This is a genomic window from Streptomyces sp. GbtcB6, assembly GCF_019091475.1.
GTDB lineage: Bacteria > Actinomycetota > Actinomycetes > Streptomycetales > Streptomycetaceae > Streptomyces > Streptomyces hyaluromycini.
In genome coordinates, this window is the sequence record NZ_JAGXJL010000007.1 from 274103 (window position 1) to 290821 (window position 16719).

Here is a 16719-nt window from a genome sequence, read left to right on the forward strand (position 1 = left end):
GAGCCGGCGTGGCCCCCTCCTTGGGTGTCAGCGGCTGGTGGACAGGGCCAGGAGTTCCGCGAACAGACCGTTTCCGGCGGCGAGTTCGTCGTAGGTGCCCTGTTCGGCGATCCGGCCGTCCTTCATGACGAGGATCCGGTCGGCGATCTTGGTGTTGACCAGCTGGTGGGTCACCAGGACGGTGATGCAGTCGCTGGTGTGGGCCTTGATCTGCCGGAGGATGGTGTACTCGCCGCGGGCGTCCATCTCCGAGGTCGGCTCGTCCAGGAACAGCAGCCCCGCCCGCCGGTACAGCGCCCGGGCGCACGCCAGGCGCTGCCACTGCCCGCCGGACAGTTCGCTGCCGCCCCACAGCTCACGGGCGAGCAGCGTGTCCAGACCGGCCGGAAGGTCCTGGACCGCCTCGGTGAGACCTACCGCCTCCAGCGCCTCCCGCACCAGGTGGTCGTCTTCCTCCCGGGGCTGGCCAAGGGTGACGTTGTCCCGCACGGACAGCGGCCACTGCGCAAAGTGCTGCGGCACCAGCCCGGACACCCTCCACAGACTGTCGGGGTCCAGGTCGGTGACGCTCTCGCCGTTCCAGCGGACCGTGCCCTTGTCGGCCAGGAAGATTCCGGCGAGCAGCCTCACCAGGGTCGACTTCCCTGAGCCGTTCTCCCCCACCAGGGCGAGGACCTCGCCCCGGCGCACCGTCAGCGAGACACCGTCCACGGCCGGCTTCTCCTTGCCGGGATAGCGGTAGACGGCCTCCGTGACGGTGAGGTCCTCCAGCTGCCCGCCGACCGCCGACGGGCCTCGTTTCGGAGCGTGTTGGGCGGCATAGTCGAGGAAGGAGTCCGAATCGGCGAGGTAGAGCGACGTGTGGAACATCGCCGCGCCGTAGATGACCAGCTGGGACAGGGCGCCGAGCGTGGTCTGCACAGCGACGACCGCGGTCCCGGCGATCGCCGGCTCGATCCTTCCCGTGGACACGAGCCAGGCCAGCGCAGCCCAGGTGGCCACGAGAAAGGCTCCGCTGATCGCCGAACTCGCCAGGTTGATCTTCAGCATCCTGGGCGCGGCGGCGAGGGTGCGCGCGTCGATCCGCTCCGAGATGGCCCGGTACCAGAAGGTCAGGTAGCCGGTCATCGTGTTGGCCCGGATCTCGTCGGTGAACTTGGCCGAGGTGGCCCAGCCTCGCAGATTGGTCCTCACGTTGCGGTCGCCGACGTTGGCGTAGTGGGTTTCGTAGGTGACCCGGGCCTGGAGGACCGCGCCGGCACCGGCAGGGACGACGGCGAGCAGCAGCAGGGGCAGCAGCAGCGGGTGCAGTACGGTCAGCACTCCGCTCGCGGTGACCAGGCGGATGACGGCGGCGGTGAGCCGGTTGGCGTCCTGGATCATGACGTGGCTGCGGACCACCCCCATCTCCGCGGCCTCCTGCCGGTCGGCGCAGCCGTCCTCGGCACGGGCGGCGGCCTCGATCCCGCACACCGCCGCCACCAGGGCACTGTCCGCCTCCGTCGTCAGCCGGGGCGTGATCCGCCCGTCCGCGTACGAGGACAGCGCACTCGCCGTCCGCCCGGTGATCGCGGCCAGCGCGATCACCACCAGGGCGGGCAGCGCGTGGTGGAGCCGGCCCGCGACCGCCCCGGTGCCGAAGACCGCACGCATCGCGTGCGCGGTCGCCGTCAGCTGGACGGCGGAGCCGACACCGATGGCCAGCTGACAGCCGGCCAGCAGCAGCACGGCGACGCGGTCGATCGCCCACGCCATCCGCGCGGTCCGCGCCAGCACCGACGGCAGCCGCCGGACCAACTGCGCGAAGCCCGTCTCTTCCAGCGGGTTCTTGCTGTACTTGCCGCCGTAGTGCAGTTGGGCGGGCGGTGGGGGCGGCACCCGGCCGGCCCCCACCGCGCCGCTCGCCTGCTCCGGCCGGGACATGACGCTCACCGGCTCCCTCCTCGCGCACGGTCCGGGCAGCGGCCCTGATCGTCTGTGAAGCCGAGCGGGGGTACGGGCGTCACACGCTCACCTCGTCGTTCACCCGGTCGAGTACGGCCTCGCAGGTGTCCACCGCGACCTGGTCGCCGAGGGCGTGCGCTGCTGCCAGCCGGCGTGCGGCGGTGAGGGCCGTCAGACAGCTCAGTGCAAGCCGTTCGTCGGGGCCGAGGGTGCGGCCGTAGCCGGCGAAGAATGCCGTGCGCAGGGGTGGCTGGGCGATCCAGGGCCCGCAGGCGAGGTGGACGAAGTCGAGGACGACGGGGGCGAACCGTGCCGACTCGAAGTCGCGCAGGGCCAGTTGCGCGTCGGCGGACCGGAGGAGACTTGAGCCGAGAGGGCCACCGTGGATGTAGCCGAGGGGCAGCCGGCCGACGAAGCGCAGCCGGTCGGCGAGGGCCAGGACCAGCTTCTGTTCGTCAGTCGACAGGCGGTCGCTGACCGTGTCGAGGTGACGGGCCGCCTCGTCGGCGAGACGGGTCAGGTCCGTCGGCGCATCGTGGTGCGCGGTGCCGGTGTGCCTTCCGGCCTGGTGCAGCCGGGCGAGCAGGGAGCCGGCCCGCCAGTGGACCGTCCTGAGCGTGGCCTCCCTCAGCCGCAGCCGGTCGAGTGGCGTGCCGGGCAGGGCCGTCACGATCAGAGCCAGGTGCGCGGCGGAGGTGGCCAGCAGGCGTGGAGCCGCACCGGGGCCGAGGGCCGGCACGGCGTGCCGGTGGGCGAAGGTCTCCCGGGTGAAGGCGCCCGGGTTCAGGGCGATCTTGACGTGGTGACGGGCACCGTCACCGGTGCGTACGACGTGCCACGTATGTGCGAGCGACGGGTCGGCCGCGGCGCCGCGCAGCACGGCGAGCGGGCCCAGGGTTCGTTCTGCCCAGGCCATGACGGGTGCCGGTGGTGATTGCTGTTCGGTCATGCCCCCCACCTCGGTGTCAGGCGTGGCGTATCCAGGGCGTACGCCGGGGTGCTGCCGGTCGCGGCCACCGCGTGGTCCCGATGGGCTGCCCGGACGGCCTCGGGGCGCGCGGCAACCGGATGAGCGAGCAGGGGTACAGGGACGGGATTCATGATTCCTCCGATGGTTGGCCGAGCGACGACACGACGGGACGACAGAGGCATGCCGGGGCGCGAGCGTCCCGGATACCGCCAACAGCGCGGTATTTGAACCGCGTTGGAGATGACTGATGATGACCGGGACAACGACCCGACGGCCCGACTCGAACACGCGTGTTTGAGTCGGATCCCCAGCCGCGTGAATTCGGGGGTCGCGTCTCGCCGACCGCCGTCCAGCACGCTTCCCGGGCCGCGGAACATGGCCGAATCGCCGCTACCGGATACGCAAGTGACCCAAGGGGCTGAAGTCGCTGAGGGGACGGGCCCTGCCCGACTCGGGGGGACCCGCGGGTTGTGCCCTCTGCTTCACTGCTTGACGGGGGTGTGTCCGTTCATGCCGAAACGGGCGGAGCACTGCTCGTCGGACCGGTCGCTCGCGTTCCAGACGCAGATCCACATCGTGTGGCCGACGTCCGAGATGAAACTCGTCTTGGCGGCGCCCCAGCGGGCCTGGAACGTGTACGCGATGCCGTCGCTGCGGTAGAGCTCGGCGCCGCAGCTCTGGTTCAGGGAGGTGTTGAGCACGCCGGCGAGCTCTCCGGAGCCGTTGTCGTCCAGCCAGGCGGAGCAGGCGGCGTCGTTGCCGAACCAGGAGGTGTCCGCCTCGGAGCCCTTGACCTGTGCCGGGTCGTCGCTGCCGTTGACTCCGCTGATCGACGACGAGGTGAGGTGTTCGGGGGGTGCGGAGGACGCGGCGGTCGCGACGGTGCCGGAGGGCGAACTCGTGCCGGCCGCGCTCGGTGGGACGGTCGTGTGCGTGCCGGCCGGTACGTCCGGGGTCGGGCGCGAGGACGTGGCGGTGGGCGAGGCCGAACGGCTTGGGCTCGCGGAGGAGGTGTGTGCCGTCCCGGCCGCGGACTCGACGGTGGCCGACGCGTTGCCGGACGGTTGCGCAGTGCCGTGCCGCGGGGCATCGGACGGGGTGAGTACGAACGCCGCGACGGCGCCGAGGGCGATCACCGCGGCGGTCGAGAGCAGGAGCAGGCGTTTGCGTGCGGGGCGAGGTGACGCGGCGGACGGGGGCGCGGTCCCGGGCGCCGGATCCGCAGCCAGGTCCGGCGGCGGGACGGTCTCCAGCTTGCCGACCGGCGTCGCGGCGAAGGCACGCCGCGAGGCGATGCGGGACATGACCTCGGAAGGCCAGGAGGGCGGCGGAACGGGCAGGTGCGCGCGGGCCGCCTCCGCCATCTCGCCGGCGGTGGGGCGGGCTCCGGGGCCGGTCGCGAGACAGGACTCGACGACGGCGGCGAGGCCGGCGTCCACGGCGCGCAGCGGCTCGACGTCGGGGACGACGCCGGGCGTGCGCCCCGAGGCCGCGAAGAGCAGGAGTGCCCCGAGCGAGTAGACGTCCGCGGGCGCGCCCACGTCCTCGTCCCCGGCCTGCTGTTCCGGTGCCGAGAATCCCTGCGTTCCGTAGCTGCCACCGCTCTTGGTGAGCCTCGCCTGGTCCGCGGCGCGCGCGATGCCGAAGTCGATGAGTTTCACGCCGTCCCGCACCAGCATGACGTTGCCGGGCTTGACGTCGCGGTGCGCGATCCCGCACGCGTGCACGGCCGACAGCTGGGCGGCCGCCTCGGCCAGCAGCAGCCACAGCGCCTCGGCGGGCAGCGGACCGCGCAGCCGGACCGCCTCGTCCACGGTGAGTCCGGGTACGTACTCGGTGGCGAACCAGGGACGTTCCGCCGTACCGTCGCTCGCCAGCACCCGCGGCCCGACCCCGGCCGGCACCCGGTAGAGGATGCCGACCTCGCGTTCGAAGCGCTCGCTGGAGACCAGCCGTGACCGGACGCGCTTGACGGCGGCGTAGCCCTTGTCGGACGCCCCGAGGTAGACCTCGCCCATGCCGCCGACGCCGAGCAGGCCGATGATGGTGAAGCTGCCGATCTCCTGCGGATCGTCCGGGCCGAGCGCTTCGGCGATCGTGCTATCCACCATCAGCAGTTCCCCGGCCGCTCGCGCTCACGGCGGGCAGGCTATCCAACAAGTCAGGCCCCTGCAATGCGAGTTGACAGCGGCCATGCCCCAGGTACGGGAGGACCGGTCCTCGGGGTGCGCTCCTACACTGACGCGATCCGAGCCGGAGGTATGCGATATGGCGTACGGAAACTTCCCACCCCAGATGCTGCCGCCGGGCAGCCCCTCCGACAGAGTGCCCTCGGCGCCGCCGGGGACGATCTTCGTCCTGGGTCCGGAGGGCGGTTATGCGGTGCCGCCGCGCAGGTACACGCTGCTGTTCGGGCGCGACCGCGAGGACGTGCATGTGCCGGTCGGTGTCGACGACCCGACCGTCAGCCGTCGGCACGGCGTGTTCACCTGCACGGGCACGGACGGCGACTGGTGGCTGCTCAACACCGGCAACCTGCCGGTCGAACTGCCCGACGGCGTGCTGATGCTCACCGGCCACAAGCGGCTCATCGAGTCCGGGTACACCCCGCTGGTGATCAACTCGTCAAAGCGGCGTTCCCACCTGGTGGAGGTACGCGTCGTGGACGAGGACGACCGGCACCCCCGTTCCACCAGCGGTGCGGAGACCGTGGATCCCGAGACGGTCTACGAGCTCTCTCCGCAGGAGCGGCTGGTGCTCACCGCGCTCGCCCGGCGCTACCTGGAGGGACACGACGCCTTCCCGCTCCCGCTGGCCTGGGAGGACACCGCCCGTCTGGTCAACGCGTCCCCTTACGCGACCAAGTCCTGGACCTACAAGTCGGTCGCGAACACGGTCGAGGACGTGCGCGAACGGCTGCACCGCCGGGGCGTGCGCGGACTGCTGCGCGACGAGGTCGGCGAGCCTGTCGGCTCGACACTCAGCGTCAACCTGATCAGGGAACTGCTGAAGACGGCGACGCTGAGTGCTCAGGATCTGGAGTTGCTGGCCGGCAAGGACTGAGCGGATCGCAGGGTGCGTGCCCCGGCCGATCGTCGGCCGGGGCACGCGGCGTTTCTCAGCGTTCCGCTTCCGCCTCACGCTCGGCTGCGGCGTTGTACGTGACGTGCATGGTGCCGTCCTGGACCGCGAAGACGGCTGCCTGGTCCTCCGCCGAGATCTGCTGCTGCGGCTGCGGCCGTTCAGGGTGACGCGTCGTGTTCGTCACGCGGTTGTTGTCGCCTACGACGAAGGTGCCGGAGACGTCCCCGGTGTGGATGTCTCCGTGTGCGGATTCCTTGGGCATGGCCTGCCTTTCTTCTGGTCGGTCTCGGGGGAGGTCAGGCGCCGCAGTCGGTCTGCAGGCTGTCCGCGGCCGAGTTCATCGACGAGGACTGACTCGACGTGTCGACCGCGGAACCTCGCGGATCGTTCTCGTACGACTGATACAGGCTCGCGATCTGCTGGGTGGCGGTCAGCATGTCGTCGAGGTCCGATACCACGGAGCTGTCCTGGGCTTGCGAGACGGCCCCCTGCAACGTGGACTCGACGGAGTTCAGGTCGCTGATGACGGTGCTGACGTAGGAGAGCAACGTGCTGTCGTCGGGAGCGGTGGACGTCTCGCCCGAGTTGTAGGCGTTCATATCGCTGTTGTACGAGTCGACCGCATCGGACGCGATGGCGGCATCGGTGTTGAACTGCTGGATCTCCGACGTCAGGTCGGGGATCACGGTCGCGCACACGGGATCGACGGTGGGCGTGGGCGAAGTGCTGTCGTCCGGGCCCGGCGTACTGATGGGGCTCGACGCGACGGCGGGAGACGCGTTCGTCTGATCGTTCGCGTAGACCATGGCACCCACGCCCAGCACGGCCGCGAGGCCCAGCGTGCAGGCGAGGGCCAGTCCCGATATCCCGGTCTTGACACCTACCGCACCGGCGCCGGCGACCCCCGTGTGGCCTGCGCTCGCCGTGGTCGTCGTGGTGCTCACGGCGTGCGTCGGCGGGGTGACGGAAGAGTGCGCCGCCGAGAAGTCGATCCGCGGGGGCGCCGGTACGGCTGAGTGGACGCCGGCCGCGTGAGCGGCGGCGTGCGGCTGCGCGGAGGCAGCGGAGGCATGGGACAGGTCGACCACCGGTCTCGCCGCGTGGGCGGGCAAGGCTGTGTGCGCGGGAGCAGAAGCGGTGGACGTGGAGGCGGTCGAGTGGGTGATGGCCTGCGTGTGGACCGCGCCGTGCGTCGGGGTGACCGGGTGGACCGGCGGTGTGGTGATCGGCGGGGCGGTGGCCGACGCCGCGTTGGTGACCTGGTGGGCCGCCGAGTGCGCGTGCAGAGCCGTGAGTTCCCGCCACAGCACCTCCGCCTCGAGCACCAGGGCCGTCGTCTGCGCGGCCCGCCCGAGCGCCCTGCGGCGGGTGCGGGCCTCGCGCAGGAAGAACTCCTCACCCTGCTCGTCTCCCGCGCTCTTCGCCGCTGCCCAGCCGACACCGAGCAGGCTGCCCCACGCGTCGAACTGCCGGGACAGCGCCAGTTTCGGCGAGGCGGCACGGGCCAGCGCCGCGCCGAGCTGCGCGTGTCCGCTCTTCTCCGCCCGCAGCACCGCGACGTCCAGGGCCTGGAAGTGTGCCGCGACGTCGTCCGGAGTGGTGTCCCTGGCCTCGACCCACGCGGTGAGCGCCCGGCAGAGCCGATCGGCGGGAAACACCGTCTTCCGCATGTTCAGCACGCACTCGGCGACGTCCGGCGGACAGCTGTAGCCGGTCTCCGAGGCGAGCAGCAGGCCGTGTCGCACCAGACCGCCGGCGAGCGCGTCGGTGTCCGGCAGGCCCAGCAGATCATTGAGATGCCGGGCGGCCAACTCTGCACCCGGCAGCGAGCCGAGCAGGTACAGCAGGTCGCGCTCCTGCGGCCGGAGCCTGTTCAGCAGCGCGGGAAGGAGTTCGGGGAGATCGGCGATGCCCGGCAGGCCCTTGCCGGTCGCGGCCGACAGGGCGATGCGCCGCAGCCGGAGCGGGTTGCCGTCCACCGCGTCGCACAGCGCGTCCACGATCGGCGCCTCGTCGGGCCGCAGCTCGCGCGGCAGCAGCGCCGCCACCAGTTCCACCGCCGCCGGGGCCGTCAGCCCTTCGAGCTGGATCGCGTGCACATCGTCGACCGCGGACCGCCGCTGCGCGGTGAAGACGAACGTGGACTGCCCGGCCATGTCGAAGAGCCGGCGCAGGTCCTTCTCGCCGAGTCCCGCGTCGTCCAGGTAGATCCGCAGCCGCAGGGTCTTCAGATGCTCCTTCAGCACCTCCGGCGACGGCTTGTAGTTCGGTGCGTCGAAGCTGATGTCGAATATCGCCTGCGCGATGTCGTCGGCCGTACGTCCGCCGGCCTCGATGTAGGCCGCGCCGTCGGGCCCGTGCGCCATCGTGCACGCGAGGAGGCGCAGCAACGCACTCTTGCCGACCCCGGACGCGCCCCAGACCTGCACCAACTGGCGTGTGGCGATCGCCTCTTGCAGTACGTGCACATCCCGCTCTCGCCCGATCAGCGGCTCGGCGGCGGACCGCGGCAGCTGGGAGATCGGCCGGCGCTTGACCGGATGGGGCAGTGGCCCCGAGTACACGGTGACGCTCGCACCGTACTCGGCGGTGAACCGCACGTTGCTCACGGTGTTCCCGTTGCCTACGACCATCGCTCCGGACACGTCGCCGGCCCGGATCCCCCCAGCGGCGTCCGGAGCACCGTTGTTCTCTGGCATCTGTCTCCCCCGTCCTCTCCCATGCTCGGGTCCCGGCACTGGGTCATGCTGGCGCCGACCCGTCGTGCGAACCCGGCGCTATTACGTGTTCGGCGAGATCGCCGGCGATCCGGCGGGCCCGGCCGCGACGGCGATCCGGGCGAGGTGGTCCAAGTCGGTGATCGTGATCCTGCGGTAGCCGGTCACGACCGCGCCCGACTCCCGCAGTGCCCGCAGGGCCTTGTGGATCGACGACTCGGCCGCGCCGACCAGGGTGGCCATCTCCGGCTGCGACAGCGGGAGTTGGGCTTCGTTGCGGCCGGGACGCCCGTAGGTGACGGCCAGGTGGTGCAGGATCCTGGCCAGCCGCCCGAGCACGTCGCAACCGGTGAAGTCGACGATCCGGCCGGTCGCCGTGCGCAGCTTGGCCACCACGCTCGCGCTGAGTGCGAGTCCTATCGCGGGGTGCTGGTTCGTGCACGCCAGTAGTTCGGAGCGCAGTATGTAGCGGGCCAGGACCCTGCCGCAGGCGGTCACGGTGCCGATGCGCGGCTGACCGTCGATCCCGGCGAACTCCCCGACCAGGTCACCGGCCATCCGCACGGCCAGCAGCGCCTCGCGGCCGTCCTGCGCGTGCGCGGTGACCTTCACCGTGCCGCCGAGCAGGAGCAGCGCGAAGTCCGAGGTGTCGGCCTCGCGGATGGTGATCTGACCGGCCGGGTAGACCACGCGGTGGCCGAGTCCCAGCAGGATCGCGCGGTCGGCCTCGGTGACCTGGCCGAGCAGCCCGGCCGGCGGCCAGTAGGCCACGGCCCCGCGAACCCGTGTGTTGTTCATCGGCCACACCTCTCTCCTCGTTCGGCCGAAACCGCACAAGCCGTATTAGTAGCCGTTCTACCCGAGGACCCCTCCTCTACGGTCTCGTCAATCATCTTGTCGACACCGGATAAGCGGGCGACAGCAAATCGATCTTCGAATTGCCGGACCTCGTCGTGATCGCGGAGGGATTGTGAATCCGAGGTATGAATACCGAGCCCTGCTGACTTGCGACATCGCGGGCTCCGCGGGCCGCGGCCAGCAACGGCTGCACGAGATCCGCAGTGTTCTGCGGTCCGCGCTGTCGGGCGCCCTCGACAGCGCGGATCTGGACTTGCGGGACTTCGGGTACGTCGACACCGGCGACGGCTGCCGGCTCGTCGCCCCGGCCGCGTTGCCCAAGGCCAGGCTGCTGTTCCCGCTGCTCCCGGAGCTGAGTTCACGGATCCGCGAGCACAACCGGCACGCCGACCCGGACACTGGGCTGCGGGTGCGGGTCGCAGTGCACGCGGGAGAGATCCTGTTCGATCCGGAGCTCACCGTCTCCGGCAGCCCCTTCGAGGCGCTGGCCCGGCTGCTCGACTCGGCCCCGCTGCGGCACGCGACCCTGGCCGGTACCAGCGGCACCCCGGTGGCCGCGATCCTTTCGCACCACTTCTACGAGGAGACGGTCGGGCACGGCTACGAGGGGCTCGAAGCCGACGCCTTCACCGCGGCCGACGTCCGGGTCAAGGAGTACGCCGCGCGGGCCTGGCTCTGGTACCCCGGCAGCCCCGTCGGGCCACGCGTCGATCCCGGCCGGGACTCCGGCTCCGGCGAGCGGCCCGCGGAACCCGGGCCGCGGAACCCGGAGCAGCTCGTCCAGGCCATGGGAAACGGCACGGTCTTCGCCGTCCACCGGGGCGTCCAGCACATCCGCCACAACGACCGAGGTTGACACCCGCCGATGAACGAGGAACTCACCGAGCTGGCCGCGAGCGGCGCCACCGCTCTGGTCTCCGCAATGGGCACGGATCTCTGGCTGGAGGCGAAGAGGCTGATGAGCGGCGTCGTCGCACGGGCTCACAGCAGTCGCCGCAGCGAGCTGTCCGCCGCGCTGGACCGGCAGTCGACCGCCACGAGGGGAGCGGTCGACGCCCGGGCGGTGGACTACTGGACCGAGGCCCTGTCCCAGCTGCTCGACCGGAACCCGGATCTCGCCCAGGACGTCACGGCCCTGGCTTCGCTGCGAATCCCAGAAAGGCCGGACATCGCGATCCAGGTCAATTCCGCCACCGATTCAGGCGAGGTATTCGCGGTGCAGCACGGTAATCAGCACTTTGCCTCCGGGCCGAATTCCCGCGATTCCGGGGAACGGCCGTGAGCCGGGGCGACAGCCGGCGGGACGACCTCATGGACGGACGGGTGCGGGCGGTGCTGCTGGTGGCCGTCGTCATCGGGGCCTTCATCGAGGTCGGCACGGAGCATCGGCGATACGGCCTGCTCGTGGACGTGTTCGCCCTCGCGGCAGTGGGTGTCGTCGGCGCGGCGGCCGCGCTGGGCTCCGAGTCCGCCGCGACGCTCGCCCGGCAGCGTGATCGGCTCGAACAGGAACCCCAGCCCCGTACGACGGTTCCGATCTGCCGCTACGTCACCGGCCCGGCGGCGCCGCAGCACCAGTCCCCGCGGCCCCAGCCGTTCCTGCGCGAGCGGCCGACCGACCTGAGCGTTCCGCGCTTCGGCGACGGCGCCCGTGCCCAGGGCTACCCCTGGCTGCTGCCGGAACGCACGGCACAGAACGGGATCGCCGCCGACGAGGCCACGGTCGGTGCCTTCGCCATCCGCGCGGCCTCCGTCATCGGGCCCGGCCACCGCTGCGCCCGGCCCGCCGAGCCACGGCAGGACTCCTACCGGATCGGGCGGAGCCGGGACAGCCGGTACGCGATCGTGGCCGTGGCCGACGGCCTGTCCAGCGCGGCCTGGTCCGACGCCGGGGCCACCACGGCCTCCAGCCAGGCCGTCACCCTGCTGCGCGAGCAGATCGAGACGGCGGGCTTCGGCGGGCTCGATGCCAAGGAGCTGTACGGGCGGATCGCCGAATCGGTCGCCGCGCACGCGGCCGGACGCGGCGTCGGCACCTCGCACGTGGCCACCGTGCTGATCACCGCGGTACTCGCCGAGCCGGACGCGAACGGCGTCGCGGAGGCCTGGGTCTCGTGGCTCGGCGACAGTTCGGCCTGGACACTCGATCCGCGCGTCCCGCTGTGGCGGATCTCCGCCGGCGATGCCAAGGACCGCGCGGCCGCGGTGGTCTCGAACGAGGTCGCCGGGCGACTGCCGGACACGCCGCAACTGGCCAGGGACCACTACGTCACGCTGGCTCCCGGCGCCGCCCTCGCCCTGGTCACGGACGGGATCGGCGACGCGTGGGCGGACCCGGCGGGCAACGTCAACGAGTACTTCGCGAACGCCTGGCGCTCTCCGGTCCCGGCCACGCGGTTCACCGCCGACGTCGGCTTCGACGCACCGCAGTGCCTTGACGACCGCACCGCCGTAGTGATCTGGAACGGTGACCGGACATGACAGAACCGCGTCTCATCGACGGCGCCGATGACCATGCCGGCGACGGCGACGGCCCGGCGGCCGACCCGCGGGGCTGGGTGCTGCCACGGACCGTGAGCGTCAGCGATCTCGGACCGATGGCCCAGCCGATCTCCGAACACAACGGCCAGGCCATCGCCGTGAAGCCGCTGGAGAACCATCCGGGCTGGCTGGCCAAGCTCTACCGGCCGGACCAGCACCCGGAGGACGCCCACCGTCTCGACCAGCTGATCTCGGCTCCGGGCACGCTGCCGGAGACGGATCGTGCGGTCCTGTACGCCGGGACCTGCTGGCCCGCGGCCCGGATCCACGCGCCCGGCAACCCGGCTGTCGGCTGCGTGATCCCGATGGCACCCGAGCAGTACCGTTCCGAGCTGCGGCGCGGCAGGTTCGGCGAGCGCCGCTTCGTGGAGATCGACTGGCTGGCGAAGTCCGACGAGTCGAACCTGGGCGTCGGACTGCCGCCCCCCGGCCTTGCGGGCAGGCTGGCCGCCTGTCGCCGACTCACGGAGCTCGCCGCGGCCCTGGAGAGCCTGGGCCTGGTCTACTCGGACTGGTCGTTCTCCAACGCCTTCTGGAGCCCGGATCAACGTTCTGTCTACCTCATCGACGTCGACGGCTGTCAGCCGAAGAAGATGCCTGACATCCACCAGCCGAACTGGGCCGACCCGCTCACGCCACCCGGCACCGACGCGGACGAGTACACCGACCGCTACCGGATCGGACTGCTCGTCGCCAAATGCATGACGGGCCAACGTGACGCGCGCGCCTTCCACACCGTCGCCGCGTCCCCCTGGGAGAACCAGCCCGCTGTCTCCGAAGTACTGCTCGACATGCTGTTCGCGACCGACCGCGAGCGACGGCCCTCGGCCGCTCAGCTGAACCAGGCGCTGAACGGCGGGCCCTATCTCAGGACCGTGCCCCGTCCGACGCGCACCGAACTGCCCCCGCTGCCCCCCGCCGGCACCGCTACGGCCGTGGAGACACACGAACCGAAGCCCCCCGAGGAAGTAGAGAAGCCCGGCGGGAACACACCCGAGGCCCCCTCACACGACGGGTGGGTCGTCGTGCTCGTCATAGCCGTGATCCTGCTCTTCGTCATCGCCGCCAACCACTAGTTCCGAGGTGCAAAATGTCACTCTGTCTGCCCACCTACGTGGTGATCGACGCGTCCACGTCGATGAAGGACCACGAGGCAGTGCTCAACGCGACCCTCTCCCGTCTGCACTACAGCCTGGCGACGAATCCCCGCGTCTCGGAGTTCGCCCGGGTCTGCGTGATCGCCTTCTCCACCGACGTGCACGTGGTGATCCCGATGTCGGACATGGAGCAGGTGCCGGTCATGCCCGAGGTGATCTGCGGCGGGCGCACGGAGTACGGCAAGGCCTTCGACCAGGTACGGAAGTGCATCGAACAGGATGTCGACAACCTGAGGCTGCAGAACTTCAGCGTGCTGCGGCCGACGGTCTTCTTCCTCACCGACGGCGGTCCGACCGACGCGAACTGGCAGAACTCCTTCCGCGAGCTGGTGGACGGGGACTGGCCGCGCCACCCGCACGTGATCGCCTACGGCTTCGGCGGTGCGAAACGCGACGTGCTGGAACAGGTCGCGACCAAGGCGCTGTTCATCGCCGACGGTTCGGACACCGAGTCGGCGCTGAGCGCGGCGATCACCGGACTGCTCAACACCCTGATCGCCTCGTCGAAGACCGGTCAGATGCAGATCGCCACCGACGTCGAGGGCTTCGAGTACATCCAGGTCGCGCAGGAGTACGTGGACTGATGACGGTCGTCGACTCGCGTTCCACGGCGTCCCGGTCACTGCGCGCCTCCGTCGGACTGACCGCCCTGGCCGTGGCGCTGCTCCTGTGCGGCGCCGCGGTCGAGGCGACGGGCAATCTCCGCGACTCCTCAGCGAACGGGAACAGCGGCAGCTCGCACCCGGCGACGACCGCGCCCCCGACCCACGCCCCGTCCCGCGCCCCGTCCCGTGCCCCCGAGGTGCCGCCACCACACCGTTCGCCCCCGGCCTCACCCACCAACCTGCCCACGGCCACCCCTACGGCCACGACCACGGCCACGGCCACGGCGAGTGCTGACGGTCACCGTCCGCAGGTCGAGTTCCGCGTTGTAGTTCATGACGACGTCGGTGAGACGGGGTGAGTGTCCGGCCGTGGCCCATTCCTGCCAGAGGGGGATGTGGGGCATGTCGTCGGTGAGGAGGCGTTCGGCGGCCTGGTAGCGGGCGGTTGCCGTCGCGGGGTCGGGGGCCGCGTCGGCTTTCGACAGGAGGGCGTCGAAGCCGGGGTTGTGATAGCCGCTGTCGTTGAACGGACTGCGGCTGTGGAAGAGCGGGCGCAGGAAGTTCTCCAGGGCCGGGTAGTCGGGGGCCCAGTCGGAGCGGAAGACGCCGGTGACCTTCCGCCCTTCCACCGCCTCGGCGTAGTCGCGGACCCTGTCGTAGAGGACGACACGGCACTCCAGCCCGAGGGCCCGCGTCACGCTCTCGGCGATCGCGCCCAGCCAGCCCCTGGCGCTGACCGGCGAGTGGAACTCCACAGCGCCGGTGAAGCCGGAGCGGGCCAGGTGGGCACGGGCCGCCTCCGGGTCGTAGGCGCAGTACGGGGCGGCCTGGCCGGGAACGTGGCCGGGGACGCCCGGCACCGGGAAGCCGTCGGCGGGGCGCTGGTTGCCGCCGAGGGCCCGCTCGATCACGTGGGCGCGGTCGATGGCCAGCGAGACCGCCTTGCGCAGGTCGGGATCGTCGTAGCCGGGCAGGTAGGTGGGGAAGGCGAGGGCGTTCAGCTCCAGCCCGTGACGGCCGGTGACGCGGCCGTCGAGGTCCCGCGCGCAGCTGCCGTCGGCCACGCCGGCCAGGGGCAGTGCGTCGAGGAAGTCCAACTCGCCGTCGAGCAGGGCCCGGTACGCCGAGTCGCGGTCGGACCCAGCATCGGGCTGCGGGTGCTGGAGTCGAACGACGAGCTCCTTGACGAGCGCCGGGAACTGCTGGTCAAACGCCGCCAGGTACTGGTGGACCTGCTCCGGGAGCACTTCCCGGACTGGCGCTTCACAACGCCGGGCGGCGGGTTGTCGCTCTGGGTCGACCTGGGCGCCCGGCTCGGGCCGGCGCTGGCCCAGGCGGCCGGGCGGCGGGGGGTGCGGATCTACTCGGGCGGGCGGTTCGGGGAGGACGGGACGCTGGACAACCACATCCGGGTTCCGTACGTCGCGGACGAGGAGTCACTGTCGGAGGGGTGCAAGCGGCTGGCGGAGGCCTGGGGGGAGGTGTGTGCTCGCCGGGTGGACCGGTCCGGCGGCCGGGCCGAGGCGCCCGCCGAGCGGGCCGGCCGGTCAGCGGGGGCGCCGACCTGACCGCCGGTCCCGACTGTCGAGTGGTCAGCCGTTCCCCGGGACGAGGCGACCCTCGGGGACGAGGCGTCCCTCGGGGGCAGTCCGGAACGCGTTCGCGGACACACCTGACGACGGCGGCCTCGTCGGGGAGTTGTCCGCGGGTTCGGGCGGCCTTGCGGATGCGGGCGCCGACGCCAAGGGCCGGCGGTGAACATCATCGAGTGCCGAGTGAGCGGACCGGCGCCGGCCTGTGCGTTCGCCGGCGGTCGCCGGTCAGTCCGCGGTCAGCCACGCGCGCGTGCCGAACGAGGCGCACGCGCGGGAGGCCACCGCCGCGGCCCGCGCCAGGGCTTTCGCGAAGACCGGCCCGTCGATGCGGTCGTGCCCGCTCAGGTGATAGGCGAGGGCACCGTGCAGGACGTCACCCGCGCCCAGCGTGTCCACCACGCGGGTCTCGGGAACGCCGACGAGGCCACCGCCGTCGGGGCCCGCCCACAGGATCGGCGCCCCGCCACCGGTGACCGCCGCCCAGGTCACCCCGTGGTCCTGGAGGAACTCCAGGATCTCGGCGGGCGTGGCGGTACCGGGCGGGTGGAAGTCCGCCGAGCACACGGCGACGTCGGTCGACGCCAGCAGCTTCTCCGTGCCGTCCTTCCAGCTGCCCGCGTCGAGGACGGTGCGGCGGCCGGCCGAGCGGGCGAGGTGCGCCACCTCGACGGCCAGGTCCATGTGATGCCCGTCGAACTCGGCGATGTCGCACGACACCACCAGCTCCTCCAGGTCGGCCGGGACCCGCAGCCGGTGCCCGGTCGCGTTGGTCGAGGCGACCGCACGCTCTCCGGTCGACGCGGTCACCAGGACCGAGGACACCGCGGGCGGGTCCATACGCCCGGCGGCCAGGTCCCGGATGCGTACGCCGAGCGCGTCGAGGTCCGCCCGGACGCCCAGTGCCAGCGGATGGGAGCCGAGGCCCGTGAGCAGCCGGGGCAGGCCGCCCAGACGGCCGAAGGCCACGGCCGCGCCGGTGGCCGGACCGCCCGCGGCGGCCAGCTGGTCACGGGCCGTCAGCTTCTCGTCCGGCCCCGGTACATGGTCCACCAGCTGGATGACGTCCAGGGTGCACAGCCCCACGAACAGGCCCTCGGGCCGCCGCCCCGCCACCGGCCCCATCGCCACCAGCGCCTCCTCCGGCCTCGGCATGCGCCCAGCGTACGTGCGGCCTCCTGAGTCCTGAGCGGGTTCCGGAGGCGGATGTTCCCCCAGGGGCTACCGATCAGTAACCGATTGCTTCTACGC

15 protein-coding genes are annotated in these 16719 nt (G+C 71.6%); 7 read left to right on the forward strand and 8 right to left on the reverse strand.

The features are described 5' to 3' along the window. Positions 1–27 precede the first annotated feature (27 nt). The 3 genes from KVT45_RS15105 to KVT45_RS15115 form a co-directional block, all read right to left on the reverse strand. The gene (locus KVT45_RS15105) at positions 28–1923 is read right to left on the reverse strand and encodes an ABC transporter ATP-binding protein (RefSeq protein ID WP_217547790.1); all 1896 of its coding nucleotides are present in this window, start codon (positions 1921–1923) and stop codon (positions 28–30) included. A 79-nt stretch (positions 1924–2002) separates the two neighbouring features. Further along, entirely contained in the window at positions 2003–2893 is an 891-nt protein-coding gene (locus KVT45_RS15110; RefSeq protein WP_217547685.1) for a phosphotransferase, read from the reverse strand. 503 nt (positions 2894–3396) lie between these two features. Beyond that, positions 3397–5025 carry a serine/threonine-protein kinase gene (locus KVT45_RS15115; RefSeq protein WP_217547687.1) on the reverse strand — a complete coding sequence of 543 codons (1629 nt, stop codon included), beginning with the start codon at positions 5023–5025 and terminating at the stop codon, positions 3397–3399. A 157-nt stretch (positions 5026–5182) separates the two neighbouring features. On the opposite strand from KVT45_RS15115, the gene KVT45_RS15120 reads away from it, so the two are divergent. Beyond that, the gene (locus tag KVT45_RS15120) at positions 5183–5977 is read left to right on the forward strand and encodes an FHA domain-containing protein (RefSeq protein ID WP_254646778.1); all 795 of its coding nucleotides are present in this window, start codon (positions 5183–5185) and stop codon (positions 5975–5977) included. 55 nt (positions 5978–6032) lie between these two features. Here KVT45_RS15120 and KVT45_RS15125 read toward each other — a convergent pair whose 3' ends face one another. The 3 genes from KVT45_RS15125 to KVT45_RS15135 all read right to left on the reverse strand — a co-directional run bounded on the left by KVT45_RS15125 (position 6033) and on the right by KVT45_RS15135 (position 9513). Continuing rightward, positions 6033–6260 carry a hypothetical protein gene (locus KVT45_RS15125; protein WP_217547689.1) on the reverse strand — a complete coding sequence of 76 codons (228 nt, stop codon included), beginning with the start codon at positions 6258–6260 and terminating at the stop codon, positions 6033–6035. Between the two features lie 34 nt (positions 6261–6294). Next, positions 6295–8697 carry an ATP-binding protein gene (locus KVT45_RS15130; protein WP_217547691.1) on the reverse strand — a complete coding sequence of 801 codons (2403 nt, stop codon included), beginning with the start codon at positions 8695–8697 and terminating at the stop codon, positions 6295–6297. 81 nt (positions 8698–8778) lie between these two features. After that, a complete protein-coding gene (locus tag KVT45_RS15135) occupies positions 8779–9513 on the reverse strand; it encodes a Crp/Fnr family transcriptional regulator (protein WP_254646779.1) in 735 nt (244 codons plus the stop codon). Positions 9514–9685: 172 nt separating this feature from the next. Here KVT45_RS15135 and KVT45_RS15140 point away from each other — a divergent pair, with 172 nt between their 5' ends. The 5 genes from KVT45_RS15140 to KVT45_RS15160 are packed head-to-tail and all read left to right on the forward strand — an operon-like array spanning position 9686 to position 13855. After that, entirely contained in the window at positions 9686–10429 is a 744-nt protein-coding gene (locus KVT45_RS15140) for a hypothetical protein (RefSeq protein WP_217547694.1), read from the forward strand. 9 nt (positions 10430–10438) lie between these two features. Continuing rightward, a complete protein-coding gene (locus tag KVT45_RS15145; protein WP_217547696.1) occupies positions 10439–10855 on the forward strand; it encodes a hypothetical protein in 417 nt (138 codons plus the stop codon). Next, positions 10852–12054, forward strand: coding sequence for a protein phosphatase 2C domain-containing protein (locus KVT45_RS15150; protein ID WP_217547698.1), 1203 nt, complete (start codon positions 10852–10854; stop codon positions 12052–12054). Before KVT45_RS15145 ends, KVT45_RS15150 begins: the two co-directional genes overlap by 4 nt. Then, the gene (locus KVT45_RS15155; protein ID WP_217547700.1) at positions 12051–13190 is read left to right on the forward strand and encodes a hypothetical protein; all 1140 of its coding nucleotides are present in this window, start codon (positions 12051–12053) and stop codon (positions 13188–13190) included. Before KVT45_RS15150 ends, KVT45_RS15155 begins: the two co-directional genes overlap by 4 nt. Before the next feature lie 14 nt (positions 13191–13204). Continuing rightward, complete coding sequence (locus tag KVT45_RS15160) at positions 13205–13855, forward strand: VWA domain-containing protein (RefSeq protein ID WP_217547701.1); 651 nt, start codon at positions 13205–13207, stop codon at positions 13853–13855. 248 nt (positions 13856–14103) lie between these two features. On the opposite strand, the gene KVT45_RS15165 is transcribed toward KVT45_RS15160, so the two are convergent. After that, complete coding sequence (locus KVT45_RS15165) at positions 14104–14973, reverse strand: ABC transporter substrate-binding protein (RefSeq protein ID WP_254646839.1); 870 nt, start codon at positions 14971–14973, stop codon at positions 14104–14106. Between KVT45_RS15165 and KVT45_RS56285 the strand changes: the two genes are divergently transcribed. After that, a complete protein-coding gene (locus KVT45_RS56285; RefSeq protein ID WP_254646844.1) occupies positions 14887–15444 on the forward strand; it encodes an aminotransferase class I/II-fold pyridoxal phosphate-dependent enzyme in 558 nt (185 codons plus the stop codon). The two genes, KVT45_RS15165 and KVT45_RS56285, sit on opposite strands and share 87 nt — an antisense overlap. 252 nt (positions 15445–15696) lie before the next feature. Here the strand turns inward: KVT45_RS56285 and KVT45_RS15175 are convergent, their stop codons facing one another. Next, positions 15697–16623, reverse strand: a complete 927-nt coding sequence (locus KVT45_RS15175; RefSeq protein WP_254646780.1) for a PfkB family carbohydrate kinase — start codon at positions 16621–16623, stop codon at positions 15697–15699. Between the last annotated feature and the right edge of the window lie 96 nt (positions 16624–16719).